Origin of the sequence: Embleya sp. NPDC050493 (assembly GCF_044458105.1) — a bacterium.
Taxonomy (GTDB): domain Bacteria; phylum Actinomycetota; class Actinomycetes; order Streptomycetales; family Streptomycetaceae; genus Embleya.
The window spans coordinates 111,118-129,042 of sequence record NZ_JBITHP010000007.1 but is presented as its reverse complement, the minus strand read 5'-3'; the positions used below and the strand labels follow the sequence as shown (position 1 = coordinate 129,042).

Here is a 17,925-nt window from a genome sequence, read left to right as displayed (position 1 = left end):
GAAAGGTCGGCCCGCGGCGGCTCGCAATTGCCTGCGAGCGCGATTTCGGCTCTGTCCACGGCTACGGTGAGGGCTTGCGCGTGATCTGGCGGGTGGGTGCCCTCATCGGTCTCCCGGCATCGCCGGCGCTCCCGAAGGCCGTGCGGCCTCGTGCCGACCTGATCGTCAACCGTCTTCGTCTTCGTCCTCGGTGCGGTCGCCCTCGGCCTGCGACGTCTCGTAGGCGTGGGCGGTCTCCTCCGATGTGGCGTCTTCGTCGGACGGGCGCATGTCGCTTCCCCGCACCACCACGCGCGGGGGCGAGTGCATACCGTGGTGGTCGTCGTGAAGTCGGTGCTCGCCGCGCACCTCGGTGTCAGGCATGGTGACCTCCTGCGGCCCACCGCACCCGGCGGCGCCGGGTGCGGTGCCGCTGCATCTCCAGTGTCCCTCTTCCACGGGTCGCCCGTCCCGTGCGCGACGCGTCGCACGGTTGCGACGGCTTACGGACTACCGGCTTGCGCTCGGATCTCGGCTGCCACGATCTCGGACGCCCGAGCAGGCTCCCGGAAGCGTGCCTCGGGAAAGGCCCCCTGGACTGCCGTCTCCACATGTCGGGAAAGGCCCCCTGGACTACCCGTCTCCACGTGATCGAGAGCTTGGCCGGGCGCGTTCGGCGGCTCCTCCAGGGCGGAGTCCCGGTCCGGGAGAGCGTGGTCGGGCCCCACCGCCGGCGGCGGCCCTGTGCGGGCGCCGGCGGCGGTGGGTGCGGCGGTCAGTTGGTCATGTCGGCGAACTGACCGGGACGGTAGGAGCCTCCGGGGTTGCGGACGATCACGTTGAGCCGGTTGTTGGCGTTGATCATGGCGATCAGGGAGACGAGTGCGGCGATCTGGTCGTCGGTGTAGTGCTCGCGTACGCGGCTCCAGGTCTCGTCCGACACGCCGGGGTGGGCGTCGGCGATCCTGGTGCCCTCCTCGGTGAGCGCCAGCGCCGCGCGTTCGGCGTCGGTGAAGACAGTCGACTCGCGCCAGGCGGCGACCAGGTTGACGCGGACCGCGGTCTCTCCGGCGGCCGCGGCGTCCTTGGTGTGGTAGTCGACGCAGAAGCCACAGCCGTTGATCTGGCTCGCGCGCAGCATCACCAGGTCCTGGATGGCCCGGGGCAGCGGGGAGTCGACGATCGCCAGGGCGACGTTGTAGATCCGCTTGGCGATCTTGGCGCCGAGGTCGTTGGCCATCAGGTCGAAACGGGGTTCCATCGTTGTGTCCTCACTCGTGGGTTCGAATCCCGCGCGGAGCCTTCGCGCGAGGTGTTGCGGATCGGGGACGCGGACCGCCGGCTAACCGAGGCCGCCGGGCTCGTAGTCCCCGCCGGGCTGCCGGACGATGACGGACATGCGGTTGGTCGCGTTCATGAGGGCGACGAGCATCACCAGATCGGACAACTGGTCGTCGTCGTAGTGCTCGCGTACTCGGTTCCAGGCCTCGTCGTCGACGCCGCCGGCCGCGTCGGCGATACGGGTGCCCTGCTCGGTGAGTTCCAGCGCCGCGCGTTCGGCGTCGGTGAAGACCGTGGACTCGCGCCAGGCGGCGACGAGGTTGAGGCGGGTGGCGCTCTCTCCGGCGGCTGCGGCGTTCTTGGTCCACACGTCGGTGGCGTAGCCGTCGCCGTTGATCTGACTGGCGCGCAGCAGCACCAGCTGCCGGGTCGCGGCAGGCAGACTCGAATCCTGCAGGATCGTCCTGCTCGCCGCGCCGAAGTGGGCGGCGGCCTTGGCGGCGGTCGCGGTCGGGTTGCCGAACAGATTCAGACGAGCGGTCATCGTGCGCTCCTTGCACGTCGTCGGGCGAAGTCGTACAGGAGATGCCGGCGACCCGAACCGCGTGACAACGCGGCGGTGTGGCCCATGTCACCGGGATCGGGTGTCACGCCGAGGGCGGGACCGGCATCTCGTGCGTGACGCCACGAAGAGGAACAGAGCAGGAGACGATGATGAGCGAGCGCAGCGACCGAACCGCGGAAACCACCCGGCCGCCTGCCGACGGGGACGGTGTGGACCGCGCCACCGATACCTTCGTCACCCACCGCAACCTCCTGTTCACCGTGGCCTACGAAATGCTCGGCTCGGCCGCCGACGCCGAGGACGTCCTGCAGGAGACCTGGATGCGGTGGGTGGAAGTCGATCCGGGCATCGTGCGGGAACCGCGCGCGTATCTGGTTCGGATCGCCACCCGCCAGGCGTTGGGTCGGCTGCGTTCGCTGCGCCGGCGCCGGGAGACCTACGTCGGCCCCTGGCTGCCCGAGCCGCTGCTGACCGCGCCCGACGTCGCCGAGGATGTCGAACTGGCCGAGGGCGTCTCGATGGCGATGCTGCTGGTGCTGGAGACGCTGACGCCGACCGAGCGCGCGGTGTTCGTGCTGCGGGAGGTGTTCGACCTGGACTACGACGAGATCGCCGAGGCCGTCGGCAAGAACCGGGTCACGGTCCGGCAGATCGCCCACCGGGCGCGGAACCACGTCGCCGCCCGCCGACCGCGCGCGGTCGTGTCCCCGGCCGAGAACCGCGTGGCCCTGCTGGCGTTCCGACGGGCCGTCGAAACAGGCGATCTACAGAGCCTGCTCGACCTGCTCGCCCCGGACGTCGTCTTCCTGAGCGACGGTGGTGGGGTCGTCCAGGCCGCGCTGTCGCCCGTCGTGGGCGTCGACCCGGTTGCCGAACTGCTCACGGTCGGGCTGGGACGGATCGCAGGCTCCGTGTCGGTGCAGTCGGCCCAGGTCAACGGCCACCCGGCGCTGATCATCCGGATGGGCAGGGCGGTGGAGGGTGTCCTGACGGTGCGGACCGAGGACGGCCTGATCACGGGGCTGTACTTCGTGCGCAACCCGGAAAAGTTGTCGCGCGTCGAGCAGGAGACCGCCCTGCGCCGCTGAAGAAAGTTGTACGTGCCGGCTTCCCGCCCGACAGAGTCCGGTGGTGATCGGAACCGACCGACGACTGACCCTCGCCTCAACCGGATGCGCGAAGGCCCCGGCCGCGAAGCCAACCACCCTGCACACTCGAAGCATCCACCGGCCCCGCCCCAGGCGGGGCCGGTCTCGTTGGCGGAACTTCCCACTCCGGAAGAGCGCGGTCGGCACGGCCCGCCGCGCACCCCCGGCTGCCCCCGCTGCGACGAACTCGCCGCGGGCGCCGCGCCGATCCGGTGGACCGGGAGCAGGCAAGCGCCGGGGACTCGGCGTCGGGGACGGCGCGGAACGCGGATTCGTCGGCGGTTCCTGGATCGGAGCGGGATCAGCACCGTGATCGCCGGGCGCCACGCCACCTTCTCGTATGGGCAGTTCCCGACACACGCAAGGTCCGCACCACGACTCAGTCGGCGGTGTCCCAGGTCTTGAGGACCGCCGCGACGCTCGCCGCGGTGGAGGACGCGCGGGTCAACTCGTCGGCGAGCGCGGTGACACCGGCCTGGGTGAGCTTGACCGACACGCCGCACGCCGAGAGGTAGCCGTGCGCCACCGCGACGGCCACCCGCAGGTTCGAGCGCTCCAGCCAGCGCATCCGGCCCAGGCTGTGCGCGAGCGCGGCGGCCTTGGCGTACGGGCCGCGGTAGACGTCCTGTCCGGCGATCACCGCCCGATGCCGCTCCACGGCCGCGACCGGTACGCCGTAGTCGTCCGGGGCCGGGTCGTCGTGCCCCGCGCGGCGGGCGACCTCGAGGATCCACGCCAGGTCGACGCTCACGCTCACCCGCGCGTCTCGATCTCGTCCAGGAGGTCGCCGTAGCCGTCCAGGACCTCCTGCGCGCCCGCGAGGAACGTCTCGCGCAGACGTTCGTTGTCCGTGCGGATCAACTGTTCCACGTACTCGTTCACCGGAATGTGCCGCGTCTCCGCCGCCTGGCGCGCCATCTCCGCCGCGGCCTCCTCCAGCCGGAGATTCACCTGAGTCTTCGCCATACCCGGCAAGCTACCACCTGATAGCAGCATGGGGAATCGAGGACGACGGGACAGACCTTCCTCTCGTTGCCGGACGAGGGAGCCCGATCCCTTGCCCGGGTCTCGACACCGCCGGCGCCGCGCGCCGCGTTCGTGGCGTGGGGGCGCAGCGGCGGCAGCGGTGGTGGTGGTGGTGGTGGTGGTGGTGGTGGCGGCGGCGGTAGGGGCGTCCGCCCTCGGGGCCGGTGCGGGCCGCCGTCCAGGCGCGGGCTCGGGCGGCGGACAGGGGTTTGACGGCACCCGGTTGGGGTTGGCGTTGGTCCCTACGGATACGCGGCCCTCGACTCGCCGTTCGTTCCCGTCGCGAAGGTCAGGGGCTTTGTGGCCGGGGGTGGCGGGTGAAGGTGCTTCGGTAGGCGGTCGGCGTGGTGTGCAGGGCGCGTCGGAAGTACAGCCGAAGGTTCGCCGCCGAGCCCAGTCCGCAAAGCCGAGCCACCTGATCGATCGAGTGGTCGGTGGTCTCCAGGAGTTCGCGGGCGACCCCTACCCGGGCGTTGACCAGCCATTGCAGCGGTGTGGTGCCGGTCTCCTCGGTGAAACGGCGCATGAACGAGCGCTGCGACATACGAGCGTGGCGGGCGAGTTCGTCGACGCTCAGTGGCTGGTCGAGGCGCTCCAGGGCCCAGGCCCGCGTCGAACCCAGCGACGTGTCACCGACGACCACCACCGGCGTCGGCACGTACTGGGCCTGTCCGCCGTCGCGGTGGGGAGCGGCCACCAGGCTGCGGGCGATCCGGTTGGCGGTGACCGCGCCCAGGTCACGGCGCACGATGTGCAGGCACAGGTCGATGCCGCAGCACACCCCCGCCGAGGTGAGCACCTCGCCTTCGTCGACGTAGAGCACGTCGCGGTCCACCGCCACGGCCGGGAACCGCCGTTCGAGCTCGTCGACGTGCCGCCAGTGGGTGGTGGCGTGCAACCCGTCCAGGACGCCGGCGGCAGCCAGCGCGAAGGCACCGGTGCAGATCGACACGACCCGCCGGCCCCGGCCGCGAGCCTCGGCCAACACGTCGAGCACCGCCCGGGGCTGGGGCCGCAGCGCCGGCTCGAAACCCGGCACGATCACGGTGTCCGCATGGCGGACCTGGTCGAGTCCGGCGTCGACGACCAGCCCGAAACCGCCCGTGGTGGCCACCCGGTCGGACAGGGCGCACACCGTCAGCGCGTAGGAGGTCTCCGGACGGCGCCTGAACACCTGCGTGGGGATGGCCAGATCGAGCGGGGCCACCCCGTCCAGCACCACCACGGCCACCCGATGAACACCCATGGCAGCATTCTAACGAGGATAGGCATTTTTGCCACTCGCCCGATACGGCGTGACGGAGCGAATCTCTACATGTGACCGAACCTGTTCCGCAGTCCGTATCCGATGGGCGCCGGCTGCCGCCGCCCGACGGCAGAGCCTGCCCCGGCCGCCGTCCGGGATTCGCGAGCCTGCTGCTGCCGGCATCGATCGTCGTCTCCTTCCTGGCCGCCTCCAGCGCGCCGACCCCGCTGTACGCGATCTACGCCCGCACGTGGCACTTCTCGCCGATCACCACCACCGTCGTCTTCAGCGTGTACGCCATCGCCGTGCTGCTCGCCCTGCTCGTACTCGGGCGGCTGTCCGACCACGTCGGTCGCCGCCCGGTACTGCTGGCCGCGCTGGCGGTCCAGACGATCGCGATGGTCGTGCTCACCACCGCGGACGGGGTGGGCGCCCTGCTGGTCGGCCGCACACTGCAGGGCATCTCCACCGGCGGGGCACTCGGCGCGCTCGGCGCGGCGATGCTCGACGTCGACCGCAGACGCGGCACCTTGGCCAACGCCGCCGCGCCGGGAATCGGCACCGGCACCGGCGCGCTGGTGTCCGGGCTCCTGGTCCAGTACCTGCCGGCGCCCACCCACCTGATCTATCTCGTGTTCGTCGGCGTCTTCGTCCTGCAGGGCATCGGAGTGGCCCTGATGCCGAAGCCCACGACCCGCGAGCCGGGTGCGCGCGCCGCACTCGTGCCGCGGCTCGCGATGCCTGCCGGTCTGCGCGGCCCCGTACTCGCGGCGGCACCCGTCCTGTTCGCGGTGTGGGCGCTCGCGGGTTTCTACGGCTCGCTCGGTCCGGCGCTGGCGCGGCAGTTGTCCGGCTCCCCGTCGCCGGTGGTGGGCGGGCTCGGATTCTTCCTGCTCGCCGTGGCCGGGTCACTGTCGACCGTCGCACTCGATCGCACCCGGCCCCGGACCGTGATGCTGCTCGGCATCGCGATGCTCGTGGTCGCCATGGCGGGCATACTGCTCGCGATCGACCGGTCCTCGATTGTCGGGTTCTTCGCCGGCACCGTCGTCGCGGGCATCGGGTTCGGGGCCGGGTTCCAGGGCGGCATTCGCACCGTCGTCCCGCTCGCCGCCCCGCACGAGCGGGCCGGTGTGCTCTCGGTCCTCTACCTCGTCTGCTACCTCGGCATGGGCGCGCCCGCCGTCGTTGCGGGGATCTCGGTCGTACACGGCGACGGACTCGTGAGCACCGCCCGTGGCTATGCCCTGTTCGTCGTCCTGCTCGCCCTCGCGGCACTGGTCGCGCTCCTCCCGAGGAGCCGTTCGGCCCGCCGCGCCGCGACGAACGGAACCGCCCCCGATCGATCGCCTCACACGGGCGAAGGGCAGAGCAAGCACGACATCCGCCACGACGACCCCACCCACGCCGGTGCGCGTACCGAGGCGAAATGCCGCTGACGAGACGGCCGGGCGGAGGTGGATCCGACAGACCATGTGCTCGGTGATGTCTTCGACGACTTCACGGCTGGTCGGTTCCGACGTCCGGCCGCGATCGGGCTTTCCGGCGCCGGGCCGCCCGCATCATCGCGCGGCCCTCTCGGCGCCATCGCGCAGCCCTCTCGGCGCCATCGCGAAGGCGCGCCGGGCCGACGTCCGCTCATCCACCCCCGCTCGTACCCAGCGGAGGAGACGCGGCCGAACGAGGCCTGGCCGTCGGCCGTTTCGTCGCGTCCGGCACGCCGCCGGGGTCGTCGCTCCCGGTCGCGGTCGGCCCACGGCGGCCAGAACTCGTGGATCGCGTGGTCGACCGTCCCATCGTCGTGGGCGGTGGTGCCAAACGACGTCAGACCGTGGAATGGACGTTTCTCGGATACTTCTCGGAGGGTATCGAGTCCCATTCGGTGTTCGCGCCATCGCGCGTCACCATGAACAACGGGCGCGATCGCAGGACCCGCCCGACCGGTTGCCCGCGCATCACGACCCCGGAATCATCCGTCCCGCGCAACCCGCGAGCGAGTAGCGAAGACACACGTCCCTTGCCTCGGCATACACGATCGCTTCGCTCTCCGACTCCGCTCGGTCCCTCCCGACCGGCGCGAGTCCGTCGTAGGCGACCTGGGGACCGTGCACGGCGTCGACAGCGACACAGAACAGCCCCACGGCCCGGCTCACGTAGGCCGTGACCGCGGGCCCCGGTGCCGGACGATGCTCCGATCGCGAGGCGCCGGCAGGTCTCGGGTGTCTTCGCGGGAGCGACCGCGGGTTCGGGACCCCGGCACCGGGCGCAGCGCTCCGTCGTCCGGAAGCGGAGCCGGCGCAGCCGGGGGCGGGCCCCGAGTGGGGAACGGTGCCGAAGGCGGTCCGAGTCCGCGTCCGGGACGGCAAGATCCGGGTGGTTGCGCAGTTGCCGTTCGCGCGCCCAGTCCACGAGATCGGCCTGTGCGCCGCCCGCACCACGCCGACCCTGAGGTGCCGATGAGGATCGTCGGCCGTCCCGCGTCGATCTCGCTCAGGCCGTGGTAGCGGTCGGCGGGGGCGGAACGGGAGATCGCCTCGACGGGCAAAGTGGAACCCGCCGCGTCAAGCCTCGCGACCAACCACCGGTGAAACGGGGTGTCCCGCGTACGCCGACCCGGATCGTAGTCGGGGCCTCCGTGCGACGGATCACCGTCGTCCGCGCGGTTCCCGAACACCCTGCGCCAGCCGTGGAAGACGAACTGCGCCGCCTCGGACGGGCACGGCTACCCGGCGGTCGGCGCCGGGGACTTGCGCACGCGGATGAACTCGTCGAGTCGGGACAGTTGTTCGGCGCTGAAGGCGGCCTCGGGCACGGTGGCCACACACCGCGGCGACGTGCGGATCACGAGCAGCCCGAACTGCCGCCGCACATCGAGCGTGGCCGGCCAGCGCATGCTCGTCGTACCGACACCGGGTCGTTCGCGGGTGAATCCCTCGTCGTCGAGCACGATGTCGATCGCGCCCTGCCTGGTCAGCTCACGCACTTGTCTGCCATGGATGACGAACAGGAAAAGCACGAAGAAGATCGACCAGAGGCCCATGCGGAGACTCCCCGCGGAGATCGCCAGGAGCAGCACCACCACGGGCACGACGACCAATCCCCAGCGGGCCCACTTCGGATAGGCCGCCAACGTCGTCGCGACGCCGGTCCGCCACGTGTGGGTGTACGTCGTAGAGATCAGCATGTGCGGATGCTAGGGGGAACGCGGAACACTCGATCCGGCGGGCCCACCTCGGCCAGCAGCCGGCGTAGATTGCCGCCGACCTTCCCGGAGCACAGGGCACGCGGGAGACGGCGGCCATGTCTCCGCCCGTGGCGGCGAACCCGATCCCGGCCGCGAGCGCCGGCGGACGCCGGGAGGCACTCGATCTGCGCCCCATGCGCGCTGATCACCTCGAAGTCCCGCGCGGGCACGTCGAGTCGGTCGTGGCATTCGACGGGTGGCCGGGGCACGTACGACTCGGTGTGGGTCACCACCACCAGGAGCAGGCGAGCGAAACTGTCGACCGAACACATCGCAGCACTCGACGCGTTGGGAATGCGCTGGGCATAGCCGACGACACGAACGTGATGGGGCCGCCCCTCCTCGGGCCCGCCCCGGGCTTCGTGGGGAGTCCCCTCGGACTGGGCCGAGGCAGGGGTGATGGTTCGTATGGGCCGATCGCCGGAGTTTGGGCCGCAGCAATGGGTCGGCCGCCTCACCGTCCACACGGATCCCGACCGGCGGGACACCAGCCGGAACAACGGGGCACGAGGGCCGCGTTGTGAGCAACTCGATGGTCAGTCCGGGGTGATCGGCCCTAGAGTGAGTGGCCGCGCCGTCCCCGGCGTTCCGTGTTGCGCGTCCCCTGCTCCGGGACGCGCTTTGATCGAACGGTGTAGCCCCTTGATGAAACCCCTACGCGTCCTGGTGGGCGCGGCGGTCGTCGCCGTCCCGCTGTGCGTGCTCACCCCCGCGTCGTCCGCCTTCGCGGAGGGCACCCTCCCCGACGGGGCGGTCACCGTCACGTTCCCCGACGCCGTCGAATACGCAGGCGGTTGGACGGAGGGAACGGTCCGCCTGAAGAACCCGACGGGTACGCCGCTCACCGGCATGCACCCCTACTTGGCGCTCCAGGGCGCGTCCTACGACCCCGCCGTGCCCAGCTCGGCCCTGGTGGAGGTCGCCGACGGACCGGGCGCGCCGTGGAAGCCCCTCGCGACCCGGACCATCGGCGAAATGCGCGACGTACGCGGCGATCTGGCCCCGGCAGCGGGCCTGGACATACCCGCCGGCTACGACCACACCTGGCGGGTACGGGTACGCCTGCTCCAAGTCTCCGTCGAGGGCCCCACCAGAGACCTCGGCGTAGGCGTCTTCGTCGCGAAGAGCCAGACCCCCCAGGGCAACTACGTCGACCTCGAGGGCAACGCAGGCAACAAGCTGCGGGTCGCCGGTCTGGAGGCCTCCTACGTCGGCCTGCCCAAGCAGATCCCGGCCGACGCCAAACCCCACGAGTTCCAGGTCCGCATCACCACCCGGAACAAGGCCGACTGGCACCTGAACCCCGCCTCCTTCGGCCTGGACCTGGAACGCTCCATGGACGGCACCACCGCCTGCGAGGCCCAGATCGAGGTCAAGGACCCCCAAGGCGCCTGGCACAAGGTCAAGAACCGCGCCGAGGGCATGGTCGGCGGAGACGTCGACATCGCCAAATGGGCCACCGGCCCCGTCGACAACAAGATCATCCAGGCACGGATCACCATCGGCGGCGGCTACGCCACGCCGGCCGCCCACGAGATCGGCTTCGGCTACTACCCGGGCGCCGGCCCCAACAACTACTACCCGACCGCCAAGTTCACCACCGTCGCGGTCCCCGGCGCCGCCAAGTGCGCCGGCGACGACTCCGCCACACCGACCACCGCGCCCTCCACCCCGGCCACCGCCGCACCGGTGCCGCCCGCCCAGGGTCGCCCCGAACTCGCGGAAACCGGTGACGACGACAACACCACCACCCTCATCGGCGTCGCCGGCGCACTCGCCCTCGCGGCCGGAGCGGGCACCGTCTTCGCCGTTCGCCGCCGCCGGGCGTAATACACGCTCCACACCCGCCGACATCCCCCACCGGACACGGCACGGTGAACACGAGACCGCGGCACCACGAGGGGCGGCCCGATCCGGGCCGCCCCTCACCGCACCCTCCCTACCGACGCCTCGCTCCCGTCGGAGGGAACACCCCTTCCGACATCGGAACGAAGACACATCCACCCCGCGACGCACATACTCCTGGTCGTCGTCCACGGCAAGCACCCTCGGCGGACCGCTCTTGCTCTGCGACGCCGACGCCTTCGCGTACTGGGGCGGCGCGATCCACCGCCCCGCTCACGAACTCGACCCCGCCTGCGACTACGCCCGAGCCATGTCCGCGGTCGACGACGCGGACGCCGCCGTCATCTCTTTCGGCGCCCACCACGAACACACCGGCCTCATATGGGACTTGGAGGGCGAGGGGACAGCCGAGATCGCAGCCGCCGCCGACGGTCTCCTCCTCGTACGCTCGCGGGTCCCCCTCGGCAGGACCCAGGCACCCCGCCGCCGCGCAGCCACCGCGCCCGCGACGCAGGAAATCCCCGCGGGTTGACCTCCGAATCCGCAGCGACCGCGTCGTGGTCGTCTGGGCGGCGGCGGCCGCCCACGAGAACGACATCGGCCCGTGGCCGCCGACCGTGCTCCCAGCCGAACCCGGCACGTACGAAGTCACCTGCGGATGGCACGAAGGGGCCCGCGGACGGTACATGCCCGAAGCAGAGATCCACACCCCGCCCCCACGGCCGGCCTAAGAAGACTGGACCTGCGTCTGGATCTGCCTCGTCCTCTCCAACGCCCCATCCCCCCACGCCGAGGAAAAACCGATCGCCGATGACGAGGCACCCTTGCCACGCTTCCGATCACGACCGCCCCCGGAACACCAAGGCACCCGCTCGTGACGGAGACGGGACGACAGGTCGGGTTCGCCGGGCCACGACGTGCGCGACCGGCCCCGCCGGAACACAGTGATCCATGGCGCCCAGGCGACCGTCGGCCACTTCCGCACCCCCGCCGCGGGTGCCCCCTCCCCGAGCCCGGCGCCCCGCCACGCGGCCGAGAGGAACGCCCGGCCTACCACTGCGCGTTCGCGACCGTTCGCACCCCGGCCATCGACGCCCTCGCCACGAACGTACGCACGCCGATGACCCCGGCGGACCCGGGGCCGCCGGCAACGGACCACCGCCCGACCGGTGTTGATCGCCGGCGGCCCACCGCCGCGGGCAAGACCACCGCCGTGCGCCACGTCGGACGCGCCCGCCACCTCGCCCACACCCGCCGCACCCCGACGCCGCCCGGGCAGGCCCCACCCACGTGCCCGTCACGTACGTCCTCGTGCCACCGCCCGCGACCACCAAGGCCCTCGCATCGAGTTCACTCGCCACCTCGGCGTCTCCGCCGGCGCCCGGATGACGCAGGCCCGGATCACCGAAGCCGTCTGCCACTACCACCGGGCGGGCGTCCGACCGGTCCTCATCGGCGAGAACCCGCCGCCTCGACCCCCGCACCACCACCGGCGCCGAAACGCCGACCTGTCGAAGAGCGGGCCGACGCGGCGAGCCGTGTCCGGCCGCGTGCCGGGTCAGCGGTGATCCCGTATCGCCAACCTGGACGGACGCCTCGTACTGGTCGACACCGCCACCCGGCGCGCCATCGACGTGGCGACCCTCGGCGACGGTCGGTTCGGCCCGGACCCGCAGGCCGTGTACCGGCGTTGGGACGAGTTCCGCGCTTTCGTGGCCGCGGCCGACCTCGACAGCGCCGAGGGCGTGCCGCTCGACGAGGACCGCTTGGGCCCGCCCGTTCCCCAGCCTCGACAGGTCTTCGCCGTCGGCCTGAACCACCGGGACCACGCCGACGAGTCGTGTTCCGAAGTGCCCGCCGAGCCCGTGGTGTTCACCAAGTTCCCGGCCTGCCTCACCGGGCCTCGCGCTACCGTGGTCCTGCCGCCGGGCGGTCACGTCGACTGGGAGGTCGAACCGGTCGCGGTGATCGGGCGGGAGGCGTATCAGATGGCCGTCGAGGAGGCATGGTCGCGCGTGGCGGGACTGACGTTGGGCCAGGACATCTCGGAGCGGATCACCCAAATGGCCGCCACGCCGGCGCAGTTCGCGCTCGGCAAGTCGTTCCCCGGCTTCGGGCCCATCGGCCCCTGGGTGGTGACCCCCAGCGAGTTCGACGACCCCGACGATCTCACGCTCGACTGCCGTCTCAACGGCGAAGAAGTTCAGAAGGGACGTACGCGGGACATGATCTTCACCGTGCCCGAGCTGATCCACCGGCTGTCGAGGGTCACTCCCCTGCTGCCGGGCGACCTCGTCTTCACCGGAACGCCCGCGGGAGTCGGCATGGGGCGCAGCCCCCAGCGTTGGCTCGCGGACGGCGCCGCACTCGTCGGCTCCGTCACGGGCATCGGGGAACTGCGACAGCGTTTCGTCGCCGCCTGACGCCGGGCGCCGCGTTCCGATCGGCGTTCGAGGCAATCCTCATCCGTTCGGACGCCCCGGCGCACACCGGACTCCACAACGAAGACTCCACAACAAACGAGGTGACCGATGGCGCTGCACTGTCTGCAGTCGATCGTGATGGGCGTGCCCAACGTCGAGGAGACCGCGGCCTACTACACGGAATTCGGGCTGTGCCCGGAGGGCGAGGGCTGGTTCTCGACACGGCACGGAGGTCGGCAACTCCGCATCGTGAGCGCCCCGTTCCGCACGCTGGCGGGTGTGGTCGTCGGAGTGGACGACCCCGACGACCTGGACCGCGCGGCACGGACCCTGCGCGCGCTGGACATCGCCTGCACACGCGACGGCGACCGGCTCCTCGCCGTCGACGACGCCACCGGAATGCGGGCGACCCTGGCCGTCGTCCCTCGCCTGCGACAGCCGCCCGCCGCGCCGACCCCGTACAACGGGCCCGGCCGGGCGGAGCGGACCGGAGGCCGGGCACCCGGCCTGCTGCGCACCGACCCCGTGCGGCCGCGCAGGCTCGGACACGCGGTGCTCGGATCGATCGACCACGAGCGCACGATGCGGTTCCTGGTGCACGGGCTCGGTTTCCTGGTCAGTGACCACATCAAAGGAGAAGGCACCTTCGTGCGCTGTTCGGAGGACCACCACAACATCCTGGTGCTGCGCTCCCCGGTGAACTTCCTGCACCACACCGCCTGGCAGGTCGACGACATCGACGACATCGGCCGCGGCGCCCAGGCCATGTTGGAGGGCCGTCCCGAGCGGCATGTGTGGGGTCCGGGGCGGCACTACGCGGGATCCAATTTCTTCTGGTACCTCAAGGATCCGGCGGGCAACTTCAGCGAGTACTACTCCGACATGGACTGCATTCCCGAGGGCCGGCTCTGGACACCGGAGGAACTCGAAGGAGCCAAAGGCCTGTTTTCCTGGGGCCCGCCGCCACCGCCGTCGTTCGTACGTCCCGAGGACCTCGCCGCCCACATGACCGGCGCCCACACGCCCCGATAACCCGCGAATCCCCCGAATCCCCACCCCCGGCAGCCGAGACGCCGGCGATGGACTCCACCGACCGCCATGGTCGACGATGCCCCCAGGGAGGTGACCCCACATCGTGCCGACCCCGCTGCGCAATCACCTCATCACCAGATCCCGAAACCCCGCCGACCTGGTCGGTTGCCGGACCATCGTGGCAAGTTCGGCACCGCGTGCGCGAACCGCGACCACGCGGTCTACGACCGGATGTTGTCCGGCGGGCCGGACACCCGCTCATCGTGTGGCCCAACCCTCTCTTCCACGGGAACCGCGAGGGTGGTCCGTGGCTCCGAGAACGCGGCTGAGACACTGACGCGTTGATCGTTTGCGTCTCTCTCGGCAAGGAATCCGTTTCGCGTGCGCATACCTCGTGTAGTGGTGCTGTGGTCCGTTGTCGCCCTCGGGCTTGTGGGTATCACCGGTTGCGGCGGTAGCGGTGGCGGTGGGGACGCCGGCAAATCCTCCAACGTCGACAAGGACGCCAAGGCGCTCGTGACCGAAGCGGGAATCCTGTTGCGGGACGGGGACTTCGAAATCACCGGTGACGTCGTGCAGGAATCGATACGCACCGACTACAACGTCTGTGTCCATGCCGCCCGCGATGTCCAGGGAACCGCGGTCGTCTTGGAGCACAAGGCCGAGGTCGTCGTTGTCGGCGGCAAGTCCTACCTGATGGCCGACGCACCGTTCTGGCGCGCCTACGGCTCCCGAACGGACAGTGCCGACCAGGCCGAGATCGACAGGCGGGCCGCATTGATCGCCGGCAAGTACATGATGACGGCCGCCGACCCCGAAGACCCCATCGAGGGCATCGGTTCCATCCTTGGCGATGCGAACCTCACCTACGTCACCGGTGAAACCTCCGAGATCGGCGGCAAGCGGGTCGTCGCGCTGAAAGCGGAACAGCGGGACGGCACCACCCGAACCGTGCACGTGCCCGCCGAGGGCAAGCCCTATCCCGTGAAGGTCCAGGTGGACGGGGCCGACCCGGTGAACCTCGTGTTCGCCCGCGCCGAGAAGGCGTGCACTCCCGTCACACCTCCGACCGACCGGACGATCGACATGGACGAACCGGACGCCTAGGTGTATTGCCCACGGAGGTTGACCGCCGTCGCGTTCCGGACCCGCGCGCACGCGTACTTCGCCTCGTGCGGCATCACGATCCGGCGGGTCCTCACCGACAACGCCCGCTTCTCCTCGTGCGTCCCGGTGTCGCGCCTCATCTCGAATCCCGCGCGCCGTCGTGGTTCCTCGACATGATCGGGCCTCGCCGGGGCGTGGGCCCTACGACGGCGACGATGATCCTGTGCCGACCCATACATGTGTCCCGGGTGCCGGGCGCGACGGCCACGCCCGCCTCGGTGGTCGAACGCACCGCGCTCCGCCGCAGGCGCCACGTAGCCGTGTGGAGCCCGCCGCCAACGATGGAGCGGACGTTCGGGGGCGCCGCATCGGGTCGGGAGAATGTTGCCCATGGCAATGCCGTTCGGCGGCCGGGAGGGTGCGTTCGCCGTGGTGTGCCGCGGTCCCTCGGGTCAGCGTCTGCGGTTTTTGAGAACGCGCGGAATCACGACGATCGCGACGACCACCCACAGGGCGACGAACGCGTACGGGAACCAACTCGGCCCGTCCGGGCGATTGGCCAACAACGCTCCGTGCTCCGTGATCGCTGCCACCTCAAGGCCCATGATCGTCCCCTTTCGTGACGGCCGTCGTCGGCCGGACCGCCCGAGCCGGCGCCGGCAGGGTTGTTCCCGTCGGCGCGGACGGCGCCTACCCCGCCCCCACGCCCCCAGTCGTCGCGGCCGACCCGTCCGCCGGCCCCCTTTCGATCGAGCCCGGTCCGCCCCCCAACCACCACACCGCGCGCCTGGCCAACTAGTCTTCGTCCGTCATCCTGATGCCTGAGCAGGCTCCGCATCCGTCGAGCGGCTGTGGAGCCCAGTTGTGCCTGTGAGGAACCTGTCATGAGCGAGCCGCGCGGGGGCGTCGGCCGGAATCATTTCGCTCCACTGCGCCGCCTGCGGTGGGGTCCACGCCCGCGTCGGTCGCCGTTCGGACGCGAGGGCGGCCGCATCGTGACGGCCGTCGTCGGCGCCGCCTCCGGCGAACGGCGCGGTGGTCGCCCGGTCCAGGCGGCCGGCGCGCGGAACGGCGGGGACCCCGAGCCCGCGAAGCCGTCCGGCGTCTCCCCGCCCCGGTGGCGGATATGTCATGTCGCGGTCGCGCTCGCGCTACCGCTGTATGTCGGATGGGGCCTCCTGCTGGCCACCGGTGGCGGTGATCTCGCGGCTCAGTACTCCTGGGCGGAGTTCGCCGTGCGGCATCCGGGTACACCGTACGGCCTGTTCTGGTTCGGCGGGATCGACGTCGGCAGCTACAGCGTCCTCTCGCCGCCGCTGATGGCGTTGGTCGGGGTCCGCACTCTCGCCGCCCTCAGTGGGTTGATCTCGACCTGGCTGTTGGCCGCGCTGTTGGTGCGCACCACCCGGAAGGTACCGACGTGGCCGGCGCTGATCGGGGCGCTGGCGCTGTGGGCCAACATCGTCTCGGGCCGCGCCACGTTCGCTCTCGGTGTCGCGAGCGCGCTGGGCACCTTGCTGGTCCTCGTGGGGCGGCACACACCCGTGTGGCGGCTCGTCACGGGGGTCGTGGGGACCGGGTTGACCGTGCTGTTCAGCCCCGTGGCCGGTCTGTTCCTTCTCGTGGCGGGCGCGGGGTTCCTGCTCGACCGGCAGTGGGCGAGAGGCCTGGCCCTGACCGTACCGACGGGTGTGGTCGGTGGGTTGGTGACCGCGCTGTTCCCGTCCCACGGCCAACAGCCCATGGGGGCCGAGCGGATCATCCTGCCGGTCCTGGCCGGCGTCGTGGTGGCGTTGACGGCACCGCGCGACTGGCGCGAGCTGCGGGCCGGTGGCGCGGTCTACGCCGTCGGTGTGGTGCTGACCTGGCTGATTCCTTCGCCGGTGGGCACCAACGTCGAGCGCCTGGGCACGCTTGTCGGCGCGCCCGTGCTGCTGGCGATCTGGTTCGAGCGGAGACGGCGAGACCCGCAGCCCTGGAGGTCCTTGCTCCGAGTCGGTGGTGACACGTCCTTCCGCACGCGCTTGTGTGCCGCGGGGCTGGCGATGTGCGTGATCTGGACGGCGGTGGTGACGGTCCGGGATGTGCAGGCGCATACGGAGGTGCCCGACTGGTCGCGGCACACCGCCGGGGTCATCGCCGAGTTGGACCGGCTGGGCGCCTATCGCGGCCGTGTCGAAGTGGTCCCCACCGGCTCGCACCGCGAGGCCCGGGTGTTCGCCCGCTATTTCCAGGCGGTGCGCGGCTGGAACCGCCAACTCGACATGGAGCGCGGCCGCCTGTTCTACTCCGAGGAACTCGACGAGGCGAACTATCGGGCGTGGCTGAACGATTGGGCGGTCGGCTACGTCGTCCTGCCGCACGCCCCACCGGACGGCTACGCCAGGACCGAGGCCGCGTTGATCCGGTCCGGCCGCCTGGGCTCCTGGCTGGAGCCGGTCTGGAACGACACCTATTGGACCGTCTTCCGCGTCCGGGACGCCGTGCCACTGGCCACCGCCCCCGCCGAAGTACTCCGTGCCGGCGACGCCGACATCGTGCTCAGGATGCCCCGCCCGGGAACGGTCACCGTGCGTGCCGCCTACTCGCATTGGCTGTACTCCGACGGCGCCTGCCTGCGCGCGAGCGGCCCCTGGATTCAACTGACCGCTTCGCGCCCCGGGATCTACCGGATCACCTCCAGCTACTTCCCCCGGGATGGCTGCCAGACATGAGGTTTGCGGCCACGAGGCACCGACGCCGTCCCACATCCCCGAGGCCGCTCGGCCTTTGCCGGCATACGCGCAGCCGGGCGGCACCGTGCGCATCTCCGGGATGTTCCGCCTCGTACGCGGCACCGGGCACATCCTCGACGTGCTCGACGTCCAGCACCGCGACCGCCTCGCCCGGCGCATCGACGGCCGCCCGGCACAGGGGACAACCGAGCCGGGGACCGTTCAGCGGTGTCGGGCGGGCGGCCGTGCCCGGCGGACGGACGGCGAGCATCCGTAAGCGCTTCACGGAACGGCGGCGGCGCTCCGAGCGGTGAG

The 17,925-nt window shown here is 71.1% G+C and carries 17 protein-coding genes; 8 read left to right on the top strand and 9 right to left on the bottom strand.

Annotated elements, in window-relative coordinates:
* Window positions 1-165: 165 nt before the first annotated feature.
* The 3 genes from ACIBM5_RS16470 to ACIBM5_RS16460 all read right to left on the bottom strand — a co-directional run bounded on the left by ACIBM5_RS16470 (window position 166) and on the right by ACIBM5_RS16460 (window position 1,804).
* Entirely contained in the window at window positions 166-363 is a 198-nt protein-coding gene (locus ACIBM5_RS16470) for a hypothetical protein (RefSeq protein WP_396007481.1), read from the bottom strand.
* 391 nt (window positions 364-754) lie between these two features.
* Complete coding sequence (locus tag ACIBM5_RS16465) at window positions 755-1,240, bottom strand: carboxymuconolactone decarboxylase family protein (RefSeq protein ID WP_396007480.1); 486 nt, start codon at window positions 1,238-1,240, stop codon at window positions 755-757.
* Between the two features lie 81 nt (window positions 1,241-1,321).
* Complete coding sequence (locus ACIBM5_RS16460; protein WP_396007479.1) at window positions 1,322-1,804, bottom strand: carboxymuconolactone decarboxylase family protein; 483 nt, start codon at window positions 1,802-1,804, stop codon at window positions 1,322-1,324.
* Window positions 1,805-1,974: 170 nt separating this feature from the next.
* On the opposite strand from ACIBM5_RS16460, the gene ACIBM5_RS16455 reads away from it, so the two are divergent.
* Window positions 1,975-2,913, top strand: a complete 939-nt coding sequence (locus ACIBM5_RS16455; protein WP_396007478.1) for an RNA polymerase sigma-70 factor — start codon at window positions 1,975-1,977, stop codon at window positions 2,911-2,913.
* Window positions 2,914-3,352: 439 nt separating this feature from the next.
* Here ACIBM5_RS16455 and ACIBM5_RS16450 read toward each other — a convergent pair whose 3' ends face one another.
* The 3 genes from ACIBM5_RS16450 to ACIBM5_RS16440 all read right to left on the bottom strand — a co-directional run bounded on the left by ACIBM5_RS16450 (window position 3,353) and on the right by ACIBM5_RS16440 (window position 5,245).
* Window positions 3,353-3,730, bottom strand: coding sequence for a fic family toxin-antitoxin system, toxin component (locus ACIBM5_RS16450; protein ID WP_396007477.1), 378 nt, complete (start codon window positions 3,728-3,730; stop codon window positions 3,353-3,355).
* The gene (locus ACIBM5_RS16445; protein ID WP_396007476.1) at window positions 3,727-3,939 is read right to left on the bottom strand and encodes a hypothetical protein; all 213 of its coding nucleotides are present in this window, start codon (window positions 3,937-3,939) and stop codon (window positions 3,727-3,729) included. Before ACIBM5_RS16445 ends, ACIBM5_RS16450 begins: the two co-directional genes overlap by 4 nt.
* A gap of 349 nt (window positions 3,940-4,288) precedes the next feature.
* Window positions 4,289-5,245, bottom strand: a complete 957-nt coding sequence (locus ACIBM5_RS16440; protein WP_396007475.1) for a GlxA family transcriptional regulator — start codon at window positions 5,243-5,245, stop codon at window positions 4,289-4,291.
* 71 nt (window positions 5,246-5,316) lie between these two features.
* On the opposite strand from ACIBM5_RS16440, the gene ACIBM5_RS16435 reads away from it, so the two are divergent.
* The gene (locus tag ACIBM5_RS16435; RefSeq protein WP_396007474.1) at window positions 5,317-6,684 is read left to right on the top strand and encodes an MFS transporter; all 1,368 of its coding nucleotides are present in this window, start codon (window positions 5,317-5,319) and stop codon (window positions 6,682-6,684) included.
* Between the two features lie 1,283 nt (window positions 6,685-7,967).
* Here ACIBM5_RS16435 and ACIBM5_RS16430 read toward each other — a convergent pair.
* Complete coding sequence (locus tag ACIBM5_RS16430; RefSeq protein WP_396007473.1) at window positions 7,968-8,429, bottom strand: YcxB family protein; 462 nt, start codon at window positions 8,427-8,429, stop codon at window positions 7,968-7,970.
* 705 nt (window positions 8,430-9,134) lie between these two features.
* On the opposite strand from ACIBM5_RS16430, the gene ACIBM5_RS16425 reads away from it, so the two are divergent.
* From ACIBM5_RS16425 to ACIBM5_RS16405, 5 genes are all read left to right on the top strand, one after another.
* Entirely contained in the window at window positions 9,135-10,319 is a 1,185-nt protein-coding gene (locus tag ACIBM5_RS16425; protein ID WP_396007472.1) for an LPXTG cell wall anchor domain-containing protein, read from the top strand.
* 232 nt (window positions 10,320-10,551) lie between these two features.
* Window positions 10,552-10,866, top strand: a complete 315-nt coding sequence (locus tag ACIBM5_RS16420; RefSeq protein WP_396007471.1) for a hypothetical protein — start codon at window positions 10,552-10,554, stop codon at window positions 10,864-10,866.
* A 1,096-nt stretch (window positions 10,867-11,962) separates the two neighbouring features.
* Window positions 11,963-12,757, top strand: a complete 795-nt coding sequence (locus tag ACIBM5_RS16415; RefSeq protein WP_396007674.1) for a fumarylacetoacetate hydrolase family protein — start codon at window positions 11,963-11,965, stop codon at window positions 12,755-12,757.
* 108 nt (window positions 12,758-12,865) lie between these two features.
* Window positions 12,866-13,789 (top strand): VOC family protein, encoded by a 924-nt coding sequence (locus ACIBM5_RS16410; protein ID WP_396007470.1) that lies wholly within the window; start codon window positions 12,866-12,868, stop codon window positions 13,787-13,789.
* Between the two features lie 381 nt (window positions 13,790-14,170).
* Window positions 14,171-14,896, top strand: coding sequence for a hypothetical protein (locus ACIBM5_RS16405; RefSeq protein ID WP_396007469.1), 726 nt, complete (start codon window positions 14,171-14,173; stop codon window positions 14,894-14,896).
* On the opposite strand, the gene ACIBM5_RS16400 is transcribed toward ACIBM5_RS16405, so the two are convergent.
* The gene (locus ACIBM5_RS16400) at window positions 14,893-15,036 is read right to left on the bottom strand and encodes a hypothetical protein (RefSeq protein ID WP_396007468.1); all 144 of its coding nucleotides are present in this window, start codon (window positions 15,034-15,036) and stop codon (window positions 14,893-14,895) included. The genes ACIBM5_RS16405 and ACIBM5_RS16400 overlap by 4 nt on opposite strands.
* A gap of 312 nt (window positions 15,037-15,348) precedes the next feature.
* Complete coding sequence (locus tag ACIBM5_RS16395; protein ID WP_396007467.1) at window positions 15,349-15,489, bottom strand: hypothetical protein; 141 nt, start codon at window positions 15,487-15,489, stop codon at window positions 15,349-15,351.
* 402 nt (window positions 15,490-15,891) lie between these two features.
* Here ACIBM5_RS16395 and ACIBM5_RS16390 point away from each other — a divergent pair, with 402 nt between their 5' ends.
* A complete protein-coding gene (locus tag ACIBM5_RS16390) occupies window positions 15,892-17,610 on the top strand; it encodes a hypothetical protein (RefSeq protein WP_396007466.1) in 1,719 nt (572 codons plus the stop codon).
* Window positions 17,611-17,925 lie beyond the last annotated feature (315 nt).

What these genes read in the sequence shown, in the direction of transcription:
- ACIBM5_RS16470 (WP_396007481.1), bottom strand. Translation starts at nt 363, where the DNA reads ATGCCTGACACCGAGGTGCGCGGCGAGCACCGACTTCACGACGACCAC.
- ACIBM5_RS16465 (WP_396007480.1), bottom strand. Translation starts at nt 1,240, where the DNA reads ATGGAACCCCGTTTCGACCTGATGGCCAACGACCTCGGCGCCAAGATC.
- ACIBM5_RS16460 (WP_396007479.1), bottom strand. Translation starts at nt 1,804, where the DNA reads ATGACCGCTCGTCTGAATCTGTTCGGCAACCCGACCGCGACCGCCGCC.
- ACIBM5_RS16455 (WP_396007478.1), top strand. Translation starts at nt 1,975, where the DNA reads ATGAGCGAGCGCAGCGACCGAACCGCGGAAACCACCCGGCCGCCTGCC.
- ACIBM5_RS16445 (WP_396007476.1), bottom strand. Translation starts at nt 3,939, where the DNA reads ATGGCGAAGACTCAGGTGAATCTCCGGCTGGAGGAGGCCGCGGCGGAG.
- ACIBM5_RS16440 (WP_396007475.1), bottom strand. Translation starts at nt 5,245, where the DNA reads ATGGGTGTTCATCGGGTGGCCGTGGTGGTGCTGGACGGGGTGGCCCCG.
- ACIBM5_RS16430 (WP_396007473.1), bottom strand. Translation starts at nt 8,429, where the DNA reads ATGCTGATCTCTACGACGTACACCCACACGTGGCGGACCGGCGTCGCG.
- ACIBM5_RS16425 (WP_396007472.1), top strand. Translation starts at nt 9,135, where the DNA reads ATGAAACCCCTACGCGTCCTGGTGGGCGCGGCGGTCGTCGCCGTCCCG.
- ACIBM5_RS16410 (WP_396007470.1), top strand. Translation starts at nt 12,866, where the DNA reads ATGGCGCTGCACTGTCTGCAGTCGATCGTGATGGGCGTGCCCAACGTC.
- ACIBM5_RS16400 (WP_396007468.1), bottom strand. Translation starts at nt 15,036, where the DNA reads ATGAGGCGCGACACCGGGACGCACGAGGAGAAGCGGGCGTTGTCGGTG.